The organism is Vibrio sp. V09_P4A23P171 (genome assembly GCF_963875615.1).
In the GTDB taxonomy this organism is placed as follows: domain Bacteria; phylum Pseudomonadota; class Gammaproteobacteria; order Enterobacterales; family Vibrionaceae; genus Vibrio; species Vibrio anguillarum.
The window spans coordinates 24,587-39,045 of record NZ_CAWNMR010000020.1 but is presented as its reverse complement, the minus strand read 5'-3'; the positions used below and the strand labels follow the sequence as shown (position 1 = coordinate 39,045).

At 45.8% G+C, this 14,459-nt stretch carries 12 protein-coding genes; 9 read left to right on the top strand and 3 right to left on the bottom strand.

The features are described 5' to 3' along the window. The coding region (locus AACT23_RS07715) for a methyl-accepting chemotaxis protein (protein ID WP_094127216.1) at positions 1-1,802 on the top strand (1,802 nt) is incomplete at its 5' end. Positions 1,803-1,888: 86 nt separating this feature from the next. On the opposite strand, the gene AACT23_RS07710 is transcribed toward AACT23_RS07715, so the two are convergent. Beyond that, the gene (locus AACT23_RS07710; protein ID WP_017046062.1) at positions 1,889-3,250 is read right to left on the bottom strand and encodes an alpha-amylase family protein; all 1,362 of its coding nucleotides are present in this window, start codon (positions 3,248-3,250) and stop codon (positions 1,889-1,891) included. Between the two features lie 272 nt (positions 3,251-3,522). Between AACT23_RS07710 and AACT23_RS07705 the strand changes: the two genes are divergently transcribed. Then, a complete protein-coding gene (locus AACT23_RS07705) occupies positions 3,523-4,203 on the top strand; it encodes a DsbA family oxidoreductase (protein WP_094127212.1) in 681 nt (226 codons plus the stop codon). Positions 4,204-4,303: 100 nt separating this feature from the next. On the opposite strand, the gene AACT23_RS07700 is transcribed toward AACT23_RS07705, so the two are convergent. Both AACT23_RS07700 and AACT23_RS07695 read right to left on the bottom strand, forming a co-directional pair. Continuing rightward, positions 4,304-4,504 (bottom strand): restriction endonuclease subunit S, encoded by a 201-nt coding sequence (locus AACT23_RS07700; protein ID WP_013867995.1) that lies wholly within the window; start codon positions 4,502-4,504, stop codon positions 4,304-4,306. 58 nt (positions 4,505-4,562) lie between these two features. After that, positions 4,563-6,479, bottom strand: coding sequence for a methyl-accepting chemotaxis protein (locus tag AACT23_RS07695; RefSeq protein ID WP_094127210.1), 1,917 nt, complete (start codon positions 6,477-6,479; stop codon positions 4,563-4,565). 282 nt (positions 6,480-6,761) lie between these two features. Here AACT23_RS07695 and AACT23_RS07690 point away from each other — a divergent pair, with 282 nt between their 5' ends. From AACT23_RS07690 to AACT23_RS07660, 7 genes are all read left to right on the top strand, one after another. Beyond that, positions 6,762-7,718 (top strand): AAA family ATPase, encoded by a 957-nt coding sequence (locus AACT23_RS07690; protein WP_064626305.1) that lies wholly within the window; start codon positions 6,762-6,764, stop codon positions 7,716-7,718. A gap of 20 nt (positions 7,719-7,738) precedes the next feature. After that, positions 7,739-8,665 (top strand): DUF58 domain-containing protein, encoded by a 927-nt coding sequence (locus AACT23_RS07685; RefSeq protein WP_094127208.1) that lies wholly within the window; start codon positions 7,739-7,741, stop codon positions 8,663-8,665. After that, the gene (locus tag AACT23_RS07680; protein ID WP_013867999.1) at positions 8,662-9,132 is read left to right on the top strand and encodes a DUF4381 domain-containing protein; all 471 of its coding nucleotides are present in this window, start codon (positions 8,662-8,664) and stop codon (positions 9,130-9,132) included. Before AACT23_RS07685 ends, AACT23_RS07680 begins: the two co-directional genes overlap by 4 nt. A gap of 7 nt (positions 9,133-9,139) precedes the next feature. Continuing rightward, the gene (locus AACT23_RS07675) at positions 9,140-10,108 is read left to right on the top strand and encodes a vWA domain-containing protein (protein ID WP_094127206.1); all 969 of its coding nucleotides are present in this window, start codon (positions 9,140-9,142) and stop codon (positions 10,106-10,108) included. Beyond that, positions 10,101-11,969 carry a vWA domain-containing protein gene (locus AACT23_RS07670; RefSeq protein WP_094127204.1) on the top strand — a complete coding sequence of 623 codons (1,869 nt, stop codon included), beginning with the start codon at positions 10,101-10,103 and terminating at the stop codon, positions 11,967-11,969. The genes AACT23_RS07675 and AACT23_RS07670 overlap by 8 nt, the downstream gene beginning before the upstream one ends. Next, positions 11,963-13,615, top strand: coding sequence for a BatD family protein (locus tag AACT23_RS07665; protein WP_094127202.1), 1,653 nt, complete (start codon positions 11,963-11,965; stop codon positions 13,613-13,615). Before AACT23_RS07670 ends, AACT23_RS07665 begins: the two co-directional genes overlap by 7 nt. Positions 13,616-13,733: 118 nt before the next feature. Then, the gene (locus AACT23_RS07660; protein ID WP_026027736.1) at positions 13,734-14,450 is read left to right on the top strand and encodes an SIMPL domain-containing protein; all 717 of its coding nucleotides are present in this window, start codon (positions 13,734-13,736) and stop codon (positions 14,448-14,450) included. Positions 14,451-14,459 lie beyond the last annotated feature (9 nt).

Below are 14,459 nucleotides of genomic sequence, written 5' to 3'. Positions count from 1 at the left end.
CGATACAACAATACTTCACCGTCCAAAAAGAAGTGAAGTCACAAGTTGAAGCGAGTGTAACTGAAATAGTGGATGGGGTTAGCAATACAGCTGGTGCAGAGATCAATAGCCGCAAGGCCATTGCCGCTTACGCCACCAGCATGTTGGAAGTCGACATTAACCGAGAAAGTATGTCTAAGGTCATCACAAGGCCGATTGTCAAACAAACTTTTTTACTGGCTGGGGTCGGTTTTGAGAGTGATGGCTCTTACATAAGTAATGATCCTACTTGGAACCCAGGCGCATCATGGAATCCACGCGTGCGCCCTTGGTATATTGATGCAAAAAATGCCGACAAACTGATTATTACTGCACCTTACGCCGACTCTGCCACTAATGAAATATTGGTGTCTATTGCTACCCCAGTTAAAGATAACGGCAAATTTATCGGCGCCATCTTCTACGATGTTAGCCTTGCTGGGTTAGCAGAATTGGTCAACACCGTAAAATTATTTGATGCAGGCTATGTGTTTATTGTTTCATCCGACGGCACAACCATAGCCCACCCCCGAGCAGAGATGAACGGCAAGCCAATGAAAGAATACTTAGGCAATGCGGTTATCGCCGAAGAGCCTAAACAAGTGCTGATTGATGGCAAACACTACACACTCGATTTTTCAAAAGTACCCGGAGAGAATTGGTATGTCGGTGTCGTTTTGGATGAAGAGATCGCCTATGCGTCTTTAGCAACACTGCGCAACAGTTCGATCATCTATACGTTAATCGCTTTAGTCTTCAGTATTGCGATACTGCTTGTGCTTATCCGTCTGTTGATGAAACCGCTTGATGCACTTAATAATGCAATACAGAACGTTGCCTCTGGTAGTGGTGACTTAACCCAACGCTTAGCCACCGACACGGATAAAGAATTCTCGGTATTAGCGGTCGGTTTCAATACCTTTACTGAAGCCTTACAACAACAAATTACCCAGTCTAAAGCCATCGGTTCAGAAATTTTACGCGGTTCGGAAATGACCTCGATGGGGTTGCAAGAATCGGCCGAAGCGATGCGTGATCAACTGCATGAACTTGAGCAATTAGCCACAGCCATGCATGAGATGGCCACCACTTCTGGCGATGTCGCCAACAACGCGCAAGGCGCGGCGTCGGCGGCAAAAGATGCTGATGATGCGACAGAATTTGGTACCAATGTTGTGACCCAAACCACTCAAGCGATTGATAATCTTTCGACGCGTATTGATGAAGCAGTAACAGAGGTAAGTGCACTAGAAAATGCAACGGCAAACATCGAAACCATTTTGAAAGTGATCAACGACATTGCCGACCAAACCAACTTGCTGGCACTAAACGCAGCGATAGAGGCGGCTCGGGCTGGAGAGTCAGGCCGAGGCTTTGCGGTCGTTGCAGACGAAGTGCGTACGCTGGCGCAAAGAACGCAGCAATCCACGACGGAGATCCGTAATATGATTGAGAAGTTGCAGTCGAGCGCTACTTCTGTTGCCAATGCGATGAATCAGAGTAAAACAACGGCAGCTGAGGCGGTCAATCGTGCCGAAGAAGCGAATAATGCTCTGCTGAAAATCCGCGATGCTATTCAGCAAATTAGTGATATGAATATCCAAATAGCTTCGGCAGCCGAAGAACAAAGCTTGGTAGCAGAAGAGATCAACAACAACACGGTTAAGATCAAAGATCTTTCCGTTCAAGTTGCAGACGCCGCTGACAATGCCAACATAGCCATGCAAGCTCAAACCGAAAATATCAGAGAGCAAGATGCTATATTGAATAAATTTATCGTTTAATCCTCTACCACAGCAACTGGGTAGACTCAGTAAAGGCGCTGATTACGCGCCTTTACTTTTCTAACGACTCACCGTTTTATTCACCATCAGACATTTGATAGCCGACAAAGCATGGCGCTAGAGCGAGCGGCGATATCCATGACAATCTTTTGGTTATTGGGTTGATACTGCTGCTTCGTAAACAATTCTAGCATTGGATTTGTCCAATCAATTTCAACGCGCTGACTGCGTTGAGATTTGTTCAAAACCACTATCCCTTCCTTACCGCGGCTGAACACTAACAAGTCATCACTCGCTTCTAGCGTTTTCATTGGCAACGCATGCATTTTATTATGAAAAGCAATACACGCCGCCATTTGTGGCGAACACCATGCCTCTTGCCAGCGCGGAAGACCAGCATGGTTCAAAATGCCACTGGTGTTTAAATCGGTGTAAATTAATGGCACTCCCCCATCGCGACCAAGAATGTAGCTGTAGGCGATATTTTCTAAGGCTTCATCCATGACGAGGTCGGCAAACACAGCGTTGTTGGGGATATCATGCGTAATGGTGAACGTAATCGCTCGGTTGTTGGAAAGCGCCTGACCAAAACAATAAGGGTCAATCAGCCATTTCAGGCTACCTTTTGTTTGTAACGCATCGTATACCGTTTGAAATAGTGGAAAATCATAAGCACCCAACTTTGTTTCTTGCAGATAAGGCTCGAGAAAAAGTTGGTACTCTTCTTTGGTTGCACCGCCATCAGTAATGATCTCGCCAAAAATATGCATGCCTTGCGTAATGTCATCGGCCCATACTTTCTTCAAATGCTCAATAGACATATGCTTAGCAGCATCAATTCGAAATCCTTTGACTCCTAACGCTTTCAACGCCCTTAAATAAGCCTGTTGTTGTACAACCACATGTTCATTATCACGCAACGTGGGTAGGCCCGGGTCATGCGCCCCTCCAGTAATGCGGCCATTTTGCACTTGCCAACGATCCTTCCAATCTTTTATGCCAAACGCTTCCACAAAGTCATCTTTATCAAAGAGTGGCTGGGTCAGATCACCAAAGAGGCGCAGCGCTTGGTACTCATCGCTTTTATTCTGGTAGGAAGCTAAGTCTTGTGCGCTCGGGTATTGTAAATCCAAACGCAATTTGGATTCGTTGGCCATATGGTTGAACACTACATCGGCATAAATTCGCAAGCCTAATGCGGTTAAGGTTTCAACCATCTGTTTAAAATCATGGGTATTGCCCAGTTGATTATCAATGATGCGATAATCTTGTGGCTGGTAACGTTGCCACCATTTTGTACCTTGAGCGGTTTTGAACGATTTCATCGGCGGTGAAATCAACACCGTTTTATAACCCAGTTGGAAAATTTGCTCTGCACGCTCAGCGACTAAACGATACGGCCAATCAAAAGCATGCAAAATCACATCGGTTGGTTGAACATTTGTCATACGTCAATGTCCCTGTTCATCATGGTTAACTCACAAGTTGAAAGAGGCGAAACCTCACAATACGTCACTTGTTTCTCAAAGCGCAGTTTAATTCTCTGCATTTAACGTTTTTAGAGTATAGAGAGCGTTTCAGCAATTCCATCAGCCTTATTGCAATATTGTTTGTATGAGAGAAAAGGCGTAGAGCGATAAAAAAGCGCCTAGCTTTCCAAAGGGCTACACAACAAGTCACAGTTTATGCTGATAATCTCGCTATAATTAAGGTCAGTGAATTGCCAATCGCGGTAGGGAAGAAAATGAAAAAACTACGCATTGATATCGTGTCAGATGTTGTCTGCCCTTGGTGCATCATTGGCTATAAGCGGTTAGAGCAAGCGCTGCTGGCTCTCAGCGATACGATCGATGTAGACATCCATTGGCACCCTTTTGAACTCAACCCTGCTATGCCTATAGGTGGTGAACACCTACAGCAACATTTAGCCAAAAAATATGGCACGTCGATAGAAGCAAGTTTACAAGCACGCCAAACCCTCAGCGCCTTAGGGCAAGAAGTCGGCTTTCAATTCAATTTTAGTGACGACATGCGTATTTATAATACCCGTAAAGCGCATCAATTATTAATGTGGGCGAATAGCCAAGGAAAACAATTAGAGCTGGAAATGGCACTATTTCGTGCTTATTTCACTTTCGGGCAAGCCTTAGATGACGATGATGTCTTGCTCGACCTAGTACAGAGCCTTGGTTTAGACAGAGAAATCTGCCGCGCAGTTTTAACTGATGAGTCGTGGGCGAAAACCGTTTCTGTCACAGAGCAACAGTGGTTAGAGGCAGGAATTCAAGCTGTGCCAGCCTTGATCATTGAGCAACGCCATCTTATCTCAGGCGCGCAAACGACAGAGATCCTTCAACAGGCACTCGAAGATATCGCGCAACAGCTTCCTATGACTCAATAACGTTTTCTGATAAAAAAGGGCACCACTACTGTGTGCCCTAAATACTACTGTGTGCCCTAAATACTATTGTGCGCTCTAAATTAAATAAAGTGGGTTTGAATTAATGGACGGGGGTATCCGTTTCTGTAAAGAATTGTCCAAAATGCTTTTCCAGCACTTCTGGCGTCAGCTTGCCTTCCGCTTCTAGCTGCTTAAGCTCAGCCACAATCGCTTTTTGCTCTTCCAACGAAGGCAGTTTCACTTCAGGTTCACCCGCCACCTGTTGTGACAATTGTGCTAACTCTTTTTCGAAATCACTCATTTTACTTACCTAAACATAAACGTAATGGGGGAAGTGTACCGATTTCCCCCTCATGATTCTAGAGCTTAAAGCTACCCACCATTTTATCTAAACGGCCAGACAGATCACGCAGCTCTTGGCTCGCTTCTGCCAACTCTTCTGCGGTGCTGGTGGTCACTTCATTGATGGCGTTGATCTCTTCAATATTTTGATTGATTGTGTGCACCACCGTTGATTGCTCTTCAGTTGCCGTGGCAACCTGCGTGTTGCGATCGGAAATATCGTGGATCCTGTTTGAAATATTCACTAAAACGTTCACCGCTTCATCGGAAGCGTCAACCCCTTCCTGTGTAACAGCCTTACCGGAAGACATCGCCGAGACCGCATCTTTTACATCGTTTTGTAATTGATTGATCATCTTTTGAATTTCTTCTGTTGAAGAGGCCGTGCGGCTGGCCAAATTGCGCACTTCGTCTGCCACCACAGCAAAACCTCGGCCTTGCTCTCCAGCTCTCGCCGCTTCAATTGCAGCGTTTAATGCCAGCAAGTTGGTTTGTTCAGAAATACCACGGATAACACCTAAAATAGAGCCAATATCTTGAGTGGTCGATGCTAGCTGCTCCACCACTTTACCCGTATTTTCGATATCCGCTGCTAAACGACTGATGGCATCTTTGGCTTTGCTTACCACTTCACGTCCTACTTCAGTGTTATCAGCCGCATGATTTGCTGTTTCAGCTGCCGTCGCCGCGTTAGAAGCAATTTCACTGATAGTGGCCCCCATTTGATTAATCGCCGCCACCACTTGTATAGTTTGGTCACGCTGTTCTTGGCTATTGTCATGAGTACGCGTCGATTTTTCCGACACCCGACCCGCCGCCGACTGCAACGCATGGCTGGTAGAAGCAACTTCTTTCATCGATTGATGAATCTTCTCAATAAAACCGTTGAAGCCCGCTGATAATTGAGCGATTTCATCGCGGCCCAATATCTCAATCCGTTGCGATAAATCACCATCGCCTTTACCTAAATCGGTAAAGCGTTGTGCAATCTGTTTAATTGGGTTGGCAATACTATTCGCGAGAAAAAGACCCATCAAAATAAATAAACCCGCCACAGCTAAGGTTGTGAACAACATTTTTTGCGCAACGGCATTTAATTCGGCGAAGACTTCCGACACAGGTACTGAACCAATCACAAACCAGTCCATCGATTTCACGTAGACACTAGCGACAAAAACATCTTGGTTTTGATAGGTTGTCGAAATCAGGTTGAAGCGGCTTTTATTCAATAGTTGGTTTGCGTTTGAGCCGTACAATTGTGTTAATGAGGCTTTAGCTTTCTCTTTTTGGCGATGGATTTGCACTTCCCCTTTCGAGTTGGTCAAAAAGACAAAACCTGTATCCTCGATTTTAAATCCATTGAGCAGGTTCACCATGTCATCCATTGATTTCGACAAACCAGACATCGTATCGCCACTGACATTTTGATAGTTGGCAAACATTTTCACTTCGCCACTTGCCTCTTGAAACATACTGACCATAGTCTTTTGTCCCGATTGCGTAAAACCAAAAAACCAGCCATCTTGCTGTTGATTAAGCTGACGCAAAAAACCATTTTGGTTCCAGTAATACGCCGTTTTTCGGTTAGCCACAGAAGCATCATTTAACGAATATTGATCGCGTACATTATTGAGCTGCTTAATCAGCATCGCCTCAGCGTCAGCATTAATATCGGTCGTCTGAACGGCTTGCTTGATGAATTCATTATTGGCTAGTTGCTCAGCAGAAAAGAGCAATTGCGATACTTCTCGATCTATCTGGCTACTGATTTGATCAAGTAACGAGGGAAGTTCGATATCAATTAATCGGTGCTCCAGTACCTCTCGTGCTTGACGCTGCGCCATTACACCAACGATAACCGTCGAAGCGAGTACCGCGAACGTAATTCCTAATACAACCTTTTGCTTAATACTCATCGAATTAAGTTTGAACATTATTTGCGCTCTTTATTATTGGCTTGTCATGAATAACTTTTTTGTATCGGCAACAAACCCTCTCTCTTGAGAAATTTATCGATAGAATCGATTTATCTTCACGTAGAATGTGATCATGGCCAACAATGGTTGTTCCTAAGCATAGTCGAGTATGGTGACCAAACATTCTTTCGTTTCGCCAAATGGATAATAATTCGCCAATCAGTTGATGCATCACACTTTTCATGGAACTTTTCGAATCAATAAATTACTAATTCAGCAAAACAGCAGGAGACCCATTCAATGCCATCGCACGCATTTCAATCGCTACAACACTATTTAAATCAGCAAGTCATAGGCCAGACAGGTTTGGTTAAACAGTTATTAGTTGCACTTCTTGCTGATGGGCACATTTTGGTCGAGGGGCCTCCTGGCCTTGCAAAAACCCGTGCCGTGAAATCACTCGCCGATTGCATAGAAGGTGATTTTCATCGAATCCAATTTACGCCTGATCTGCTCCCCGCCGATTTAACCGGTACCGATATCTTCCGCCCTGAAACAGGTGAGTTCACTTTTCAAGCGGGCCCGATTTTTAACTCATTAGTATTGGCTGATGAAATCAACCGCGCTCCAGCCAAAGTACAAGCTGCGATGCTCGAGGCGATGGCCGAAAAACAGATCACGGCAGGTCGAAAAACCTACCCGTTACCTGAACTTTTTTTAGTGATGGCTACCCAAAACCCGATCGAGCAAGAGGGTACTTATCCTCTACCCGAAGCGCAGTTGGATCGTTTTTTATTGCATTTAAATGTTGATTATCCAGACGCTGAAAATGAACTCGCCATTTTACGTTTGAACCGCGGGGAAGCGCAGGGAATTGAGAAAGTCTCTCCGCCCACATTAAGCCAAAGCGATATTTTCAGTGCTCGGCAAGCAGTGCTGAACATTCACATGGCCGAACCTATTGAGCAATATATTATTCGCCTGATCATGGCAACACGTAAACCCGCAGACTACGATGCCACGTTGGCACAATGGCTAGAGATGGGCGTCAGCCCGCGAGCAACCATCGCGCTTGATCGATGCGCTCGCGCTCATGCATGGCTCAGTGGGCGTGATTTTGTCAGCCCTGAAGATGTTCAAGCGATGGTATTTCCGGTTTTGCGCCACCGGCTATTATTGAGCTACCAAGCACAGGCTGAGGGCGTGCATCCCAACCAAGTTATCACTCACTTACTTTCACTGGTTGGTAGTGCTTAGCACTAAGACTAAGGTTTACTATGCAAGAGTCACTTCCACCGTTTAGTACGGGTGTCACACTTTCATTGGCTGAACTGTTGCCTTACAAGCAGCACGCTATTCGCTGGCTGCCACCGGCTAAAAGTTTATGGGCGCAAGTATTGGGGCAGCATCAGAGCAAGCAACTCGGCCGAGGAATGGACTTTGCTGAGGTCAGGCAATACCAAACAGGAGATGATATTCGGACCATAGACTGGCGCGTTACTGCGCGTACGGGAAAACCTCATACCAAACTGTTCAGTGAAGAACGAGAAAAACCCGTCATTCTTTACGTTGATCTGAGCCGCTCTATGCAGTTTGGATCGCAGTTAATGCTCAAATCAGTGCAAGCGGCGCACATGGCAAGCTTGCTCAGTTGGTTAAGCATTGCCAATAAGGACCGAGTGGGCGCGGTGATTGATACTGGTTCGACACTGGTTGAGTTAAAACCGACTAGCCGCCAAAAAGGGCCATTACAGCTGTTGCAACAGTTGGTGACACTACAAAACCAACAGCTGCTGGAGCTTGATAAAACGAAATCACACAGCATGCAGCGCGGCCTAACTGCGTTGAATCGTTTGTGCCCTAAAGGCAGTGAAGTGATTTTGATCAGTGACTTCGTCCATTTCAATGCCACATTACAACCAATACTCAACCAATTGCAGCGACATAATCGTGTGAAAATTGTGCACATTTACGATCCATTAGAGCAAGGAGAGACCCAATTTCGCGGTGTAGAACGCGTAACCGATGGCCAACAGACGAGCTGGCTCAACTTTTCGAAAAATAGTACGCGCTTAGGGTTAAAAAAAGCCTTTGAATCTCAAAAAGAAAAACTAAAATCATTGAGTCAAACTATGGCAATTTCTTATACCTCACTCTCTAGTGAGAAACCTTTGTTGCAACAACTATCCGGATATAAAGAATGAAGGAATCATCAATAGCTACACTTTTAGATTTAAGCGCGATGCAACTGCCTGAGCTACCCTCTTGGTTTCCCTTGGCTTGGGGATGGTGGGCAAGCGCGGCGGGCATACTGCTCTGTCTGCTGATTCTGGTGTTAGCCATTCGTTGGCGTCGTAAACGCTTAGCCCCGAAAAAAACGGCGCTGCGTTTACTCAACCCCCAATTTGGGCATTTAACTCCTTCTTCAGCGATTGAGCTACTTCGTCAAGCCGCGCTTTGTTACTACCCTCGTATGGAAATCGCACATCTTACCGGCAAAGAGTGGTACACCTTTTTAGATTCACAAATTTCTTACCCTCTTTTTGTTCCCAATGAAACATTGTGGCAGCAAGCGTTATACCAAAAGCAGAAAACAGAAAACAGCCAAGAGCTGATTAATCACTGCTATCAATGGGTTAATGATGCTTTGCCGCCTAAAAAACGGAGATAGCTAGGCTTTGGCAAATATAGAGTTATTGTGGTGGTGGATGCTATGTCTGCTGCCACTCCCGCTGGTCGTTTATCGATTCTTACCACCAGCAAAAGAAAGGGCAGCGATTCACCTGCCCTACCTTCCTAAAGATAATCAGCGTCAAGCACCAAACCAGATCATCGCTAAAATCATTGCGAGCGTTATTTGGTGCTTAGTATTGATCGCCGCAGCCCGTCCAGTGTGGTTTGGCGACCCGGTTATTGCTCAGCCCAAACACCGAGATCTGATGCTGGTGGTTGACCTCTCTGACTCCATGAGCCAAGAAGATATGCTGCTTGGCGATCAGTACATTGATCGTTTGAGCGCCGTTAAAAATGTGCTCTCTGATTTTATTGACAAGCGAGAAGGTGATCGCCTTGGGTTAGTCTTATTTGCCGATCACGCCTATCTACAAACGCCGTTGACTCTGGATAGAAACACCATTCGCCAGCAGCTTAATCAAGCCGTCCTTAAGCTGATCGGCACCCAAACCGCCATTGGTGAAGGGATTGGGCTTGCGACCAAAACGTTTATCGATAGTGATGCCCCACAGCGGGTGATGATTTTACTCAGCGATGGCAGCAATACCGCTGGCGTGCTCGACCCAATCGAAGCTGCGAAAATTGCCCAAAAATACAATGCCACCATTTACACAGTCGGTGTTGGCGCTGGCGAAATGATGGTCAAAGAGTTTTTTATGACTCGAAAAATCAATACCGCGGAAGATTTAGATGAGAAGACGTTAACACAAATAGCGACCATGACTGGTGGCCAATATTTTCGCGCACGAAATAGCCAAGACCTCGCCAAAATATACGACACCATTAATCAATTAGAACCCATAAGCCAAGCAAGCCAAACTTGGCGTCCACAAAGCGAATGGTTTGGTTATCCGTTGGCGATAGCGCTCGCGCTTTCTGTACTCTTAGCGCTACTAAGGAGAAATCATGTCTGAGTTTGTTTTTCTTACACCTTGGTGGTTAACCGCATTATTCCCCTTAGCACTGCTGCTGGGCTGGTTCACGCTGCGTGCCAAACGACACTCTTTGATAGCACCTCATCTGGCTAAGGCAATGGGTTTGAGCGATAAAAAGCATAACGCGGCCATTGTGATCATCAGCATCAGTTGGCTGCTCGCAGTACTGGCGCTAGCTGGTCCGAGTTTTGAATCTCAAACACGCCCCAGTTACAGCAATAGTAACGCGCGCGTATTAGTGATGGACATGTCACTATCGATGTACGCTACTGATATAAAACCCAACCGCTTAACGCAAGCGCGTTATAAAGCGCTCGACTTACTCACACAATGGCAAGAAGGTAGTACAGGGCTTGTCGCCTATGCTGGTGATGCCTATACCGTTAGCCCATTAACCACCGACACCGCAACCCTAATCAACTTAGTGCCCAATCTATCGCCCGATATTATGCCCTACCCCGGCGCAGATGCGGCTCGCGCGGTTCAATTAGCCATCGACATGATGAAAAATGCCGGCCTTGCACAAGGTGACATTGTGTTATTGACCGATGACATCGACTCACAAGAGCAAGCTCAGATTGAAACACAGCTTACCAATACGCGTTGGAAATTGGTGATCTTAGGCATTGGTACACAAGCGGGCGCGCCCATTACGCTCAGCGATGGCAGCTTACTGAAAAATGCACAAGGGCAGACCGTAGTGGCCAAGACCAACTTTGCCAATATGCAGTCGCTCGTGCAGAATATAAATGGATTATTTACGCCAATCAGCTTAGACAATAGCGATGTCGCAATGATCGCTAAGCTAGACCAAAACGAACAACCACACAGTACAACCAAGAGTCAACAAATGGTGAAAGAGCGCGTTAACAATGGCTATTGGTTAGTGCTGCTCCTCATTATCCCGTGTTTGCTTTTGTTTCGCCGTGGCGTCATTTTTTCTTTATTACTGCTCTTCATCCCTACACTGCACAGCAATAGTGTACAGGCTTCTCCTTGGCTAAATAGCAATCAACAAGCCAAAAAAGCGTTTGATGCAAAGGAGTATCAAGCGGCCAGTGAACAATTTACAGACTTAGAGTGGAAAGGCATCGCTCAATATCAGGCTGGAGAATATCAGGCAGCGGTGGAGACCCTCTCTCAACTGCCACAAGACAATGTGCGAGTGCAATACAACTTGGCCAACGCCTACGCGCAAAATGGAGAATTGGAAAAGGCCCAAACCTTGTATGAAGAGGTGTTAAAGCGCGACCCAAACCATAAAGATGCTCAGAATAATTTGGAAATCGTAAAAAAAGCACAGCAACAGCAACAGCAACAGCAACAGCAACAGCAACAGTCTGGTGAGCCTTCCGATCCAAATCAAGATCAAAATCGGTCGGAAAATAAAAATAATGAACAGAATAAAAACGACGAACAACAAGATGGCGAACAAACCGGAGATAAACCTGACGACCAAAACGATGGCTCACCGCAAGATGACGGCTCTCAGTCTTCGCCTCAATCGGCACAAAGTAAAGATGAGCAAAGTGAGCGATCCAAGGCCAACACGGCGGACGAATCGCCTGCCTCTCAACAGCCGACTGAAGCGACTCAAACAAATGAATCAATGAACAACGAAGATGAGGTCAGTGACAAAGAAGCCTCTGAGCAGCAAACACAGAAGCAATCGCAACAGCAAGGCGATAGCCAAACTGTTGACCCGCAACTTCGCAAGCTAGAACAAGTCGAAAGTGCACGAGATCCTAGTGGCTTACTCAAAGCACAATTGTTGCTACAAGCAAGACAACGGCAAGAAGACCAAGCACAACCTCCACAAAACAACAGCAAGAAGTGGTAAGTATGAAATCGATCAAGCGTTCATTTTGGGCTGCGATTATCAGCCTAGTTTCTGTTGCTCTACTGAGCTCGGCCGCTAACGCGGCTGCACTTTACGCCAGCGTCAGTAAAAATAAGGTCGCGAAAAATGAAGTATTCCAATTACGAATTGTTGCCGATGAAAAAGTATCGACCGATGCGATCGACTTTAAGGTGTTAGAAGGCGATTTTTTTCTTGGCCGCCCAAGTTTTGGTACTTCGGTGAACATCATCAATGGCGATCGCAGCACGCGCAGTGAATGGAATGTATCGTTGGCAGCCAACAAACTCGGCATACTGACCATTCCTAGTTTTAGCGTCAATGGGGCAACTACTCAACCGATCGCAATTCAAGTTATCGCTGATGGTGAAGCGCCCAAGCAATCTGACCTTGTTGAAATACAAGCCGATCTAGAACGTAGCAAACTCTACCCGAGTGAAAGCACTTTTCTCAATGCTCGCCTAATCATCAAAGCTGACCCAAGAAGGCTGCAAAATCCACAAATTACGCCACCCGCTGTACAAGGATTAGAACTGACGACCGAGGGAGAAGCTAACCAATACCAAAGCTTATTGGATGGGGTTGAAGTCACCGTTGTAGACCAAAAATTTAGAGTCACGGCCCAAGAGGCAGGAACTTTCACGTTATCCGGCCCTGCGTTTAAAGCTGGCCTCATCTATGGTAACAACCAAACGGGCAGCACCCGCTTGCTGCAAGTCGATATTCCGGCCAAAACCTTTTCGCTGACCGTACTGCCGAAACCGGATAGCTATCAAGGCACTTGGCTACCTACACCAAAACTAACACTCAACCAAACGTGGCGAGATGCCACAGGGCAGATCATCACCGCCGAGAGCTTTAAAACCAAAGTGGGTGAATCGTTGACTCGTGAATGGATTCTGACAGTGAAAGGCCTTACGCAGACGCAGTTGCCTAACCTCTCAGTGCAATATCCAGACTCAATTCGGCTCTATGCTGAAAAGCCTCAGTTTAAAAGCTTAGATAATGGCGATGTGCAAATGACGCTAAAACAAGTACTCATCCCCAAAACCGTCGGTAAGGTTGAGCTGGCGGATCTCACCGTCAGTTGGTGGGACACCAAAAACGAATCTCAGCAAAGCGCGCAAGCCAAAGGATTAAAGCTAGAGGTTTCGCCAGGTGAATTACTCAACCCATCCACCTCGGTGCTGACACCACCAACAGTACAAACCGTCACCGTTAAAGATGCAGGATACTGGCCCTACTTTACCGCATTTTTTGCACTGTTATGGATGGCTACTATGGTCGTTGCTTGGTCATTTCGTAACGCGCCACAAACAGCAGCACAGGAAACCAACGCTCATTATCAACTGCTTGAAGGCCACCAATATCAACAGTTAAAAGCAGCCGTACAAAGCCAAGATGGTGCCAAAATCAGCTATTACTTCACCCTCTGGCGCGATTCTGTCGTATTAAGTGACGAAGAGAAAACCGCACTAGATGCACAAGTCAACCAGCAACTTAAAACTTTGTACGCACCTCAGAAAAGTGATTGGGATGGATCAGCGTTAATCTCTATGATTGATGCCATTCAAAAAAAGCAAACTAAGCGCCAGAATAAAAAGTTAGAATCTCTGGCAAAACTCTAACCGAAAATAGCTGTCGAAATCACAATCTCAAATCTAAGGTATGCTGTTATATTCAAACGACTAACCGCTGTGACTTCAAGTCATTTTGGGACTGTTGCCAACAAAAGGAAAACAAGGCATGCAAATAAAAAGTAGCGCTTCATTGATCATCGGTTTGAGTTTAATACTCGGGCTCGCAACCCTCGGTTACTTTGTGCAGCAAACGGCTGTGAAATATAAAGAGTATGAGCGCGTGGTGACCGTTAAAGGATTATCAGAGCGAGAATATCCCGCCGACACCGTTGTTTGGCCGATCCAATTTAGTGTGGCCGATAATGATTTACCCACCATGTTCAACACGATTGAAAAACAGAGCCAACTGGTGACCGCATTTTTAGCTCAACAAGGCATTGATGAAAAAAGTGTCTCGCTATCATCGCCAGCGGTGATCGACAAAAAAGCACAGCAGTATGGTGGAGAAAATTTAGTCGAGTTTCGTTATTTAGCGAACCAAACCATTACGGTGTACAGCAATCAAGTTGACCTAGTGCGCGAGGCCATTAATAAGCTCGGCAATTTAGGAAAACAAGGCATCGTTTTTAATCAAGATCCTTACAACAACCGCGTTGATTATTCATTCTCTGGACTGAATGAAATCAAACCCGACATGATTGAAGAAGCGACCAAACAAGCAAGAGAAGTCGCAGAGAAATTCGCCAAAGATTCGCAAAGCTCACTTGGTAAGATTAAACGCGCTTCACAGGGACAATTTAGTATTGTGGATCGTGATAACAATACTCCTTACATCAAAAAAGTACGCGTCGTTTCAACGGTTGAATATTACCTCTCAGACTGAATAATCTGC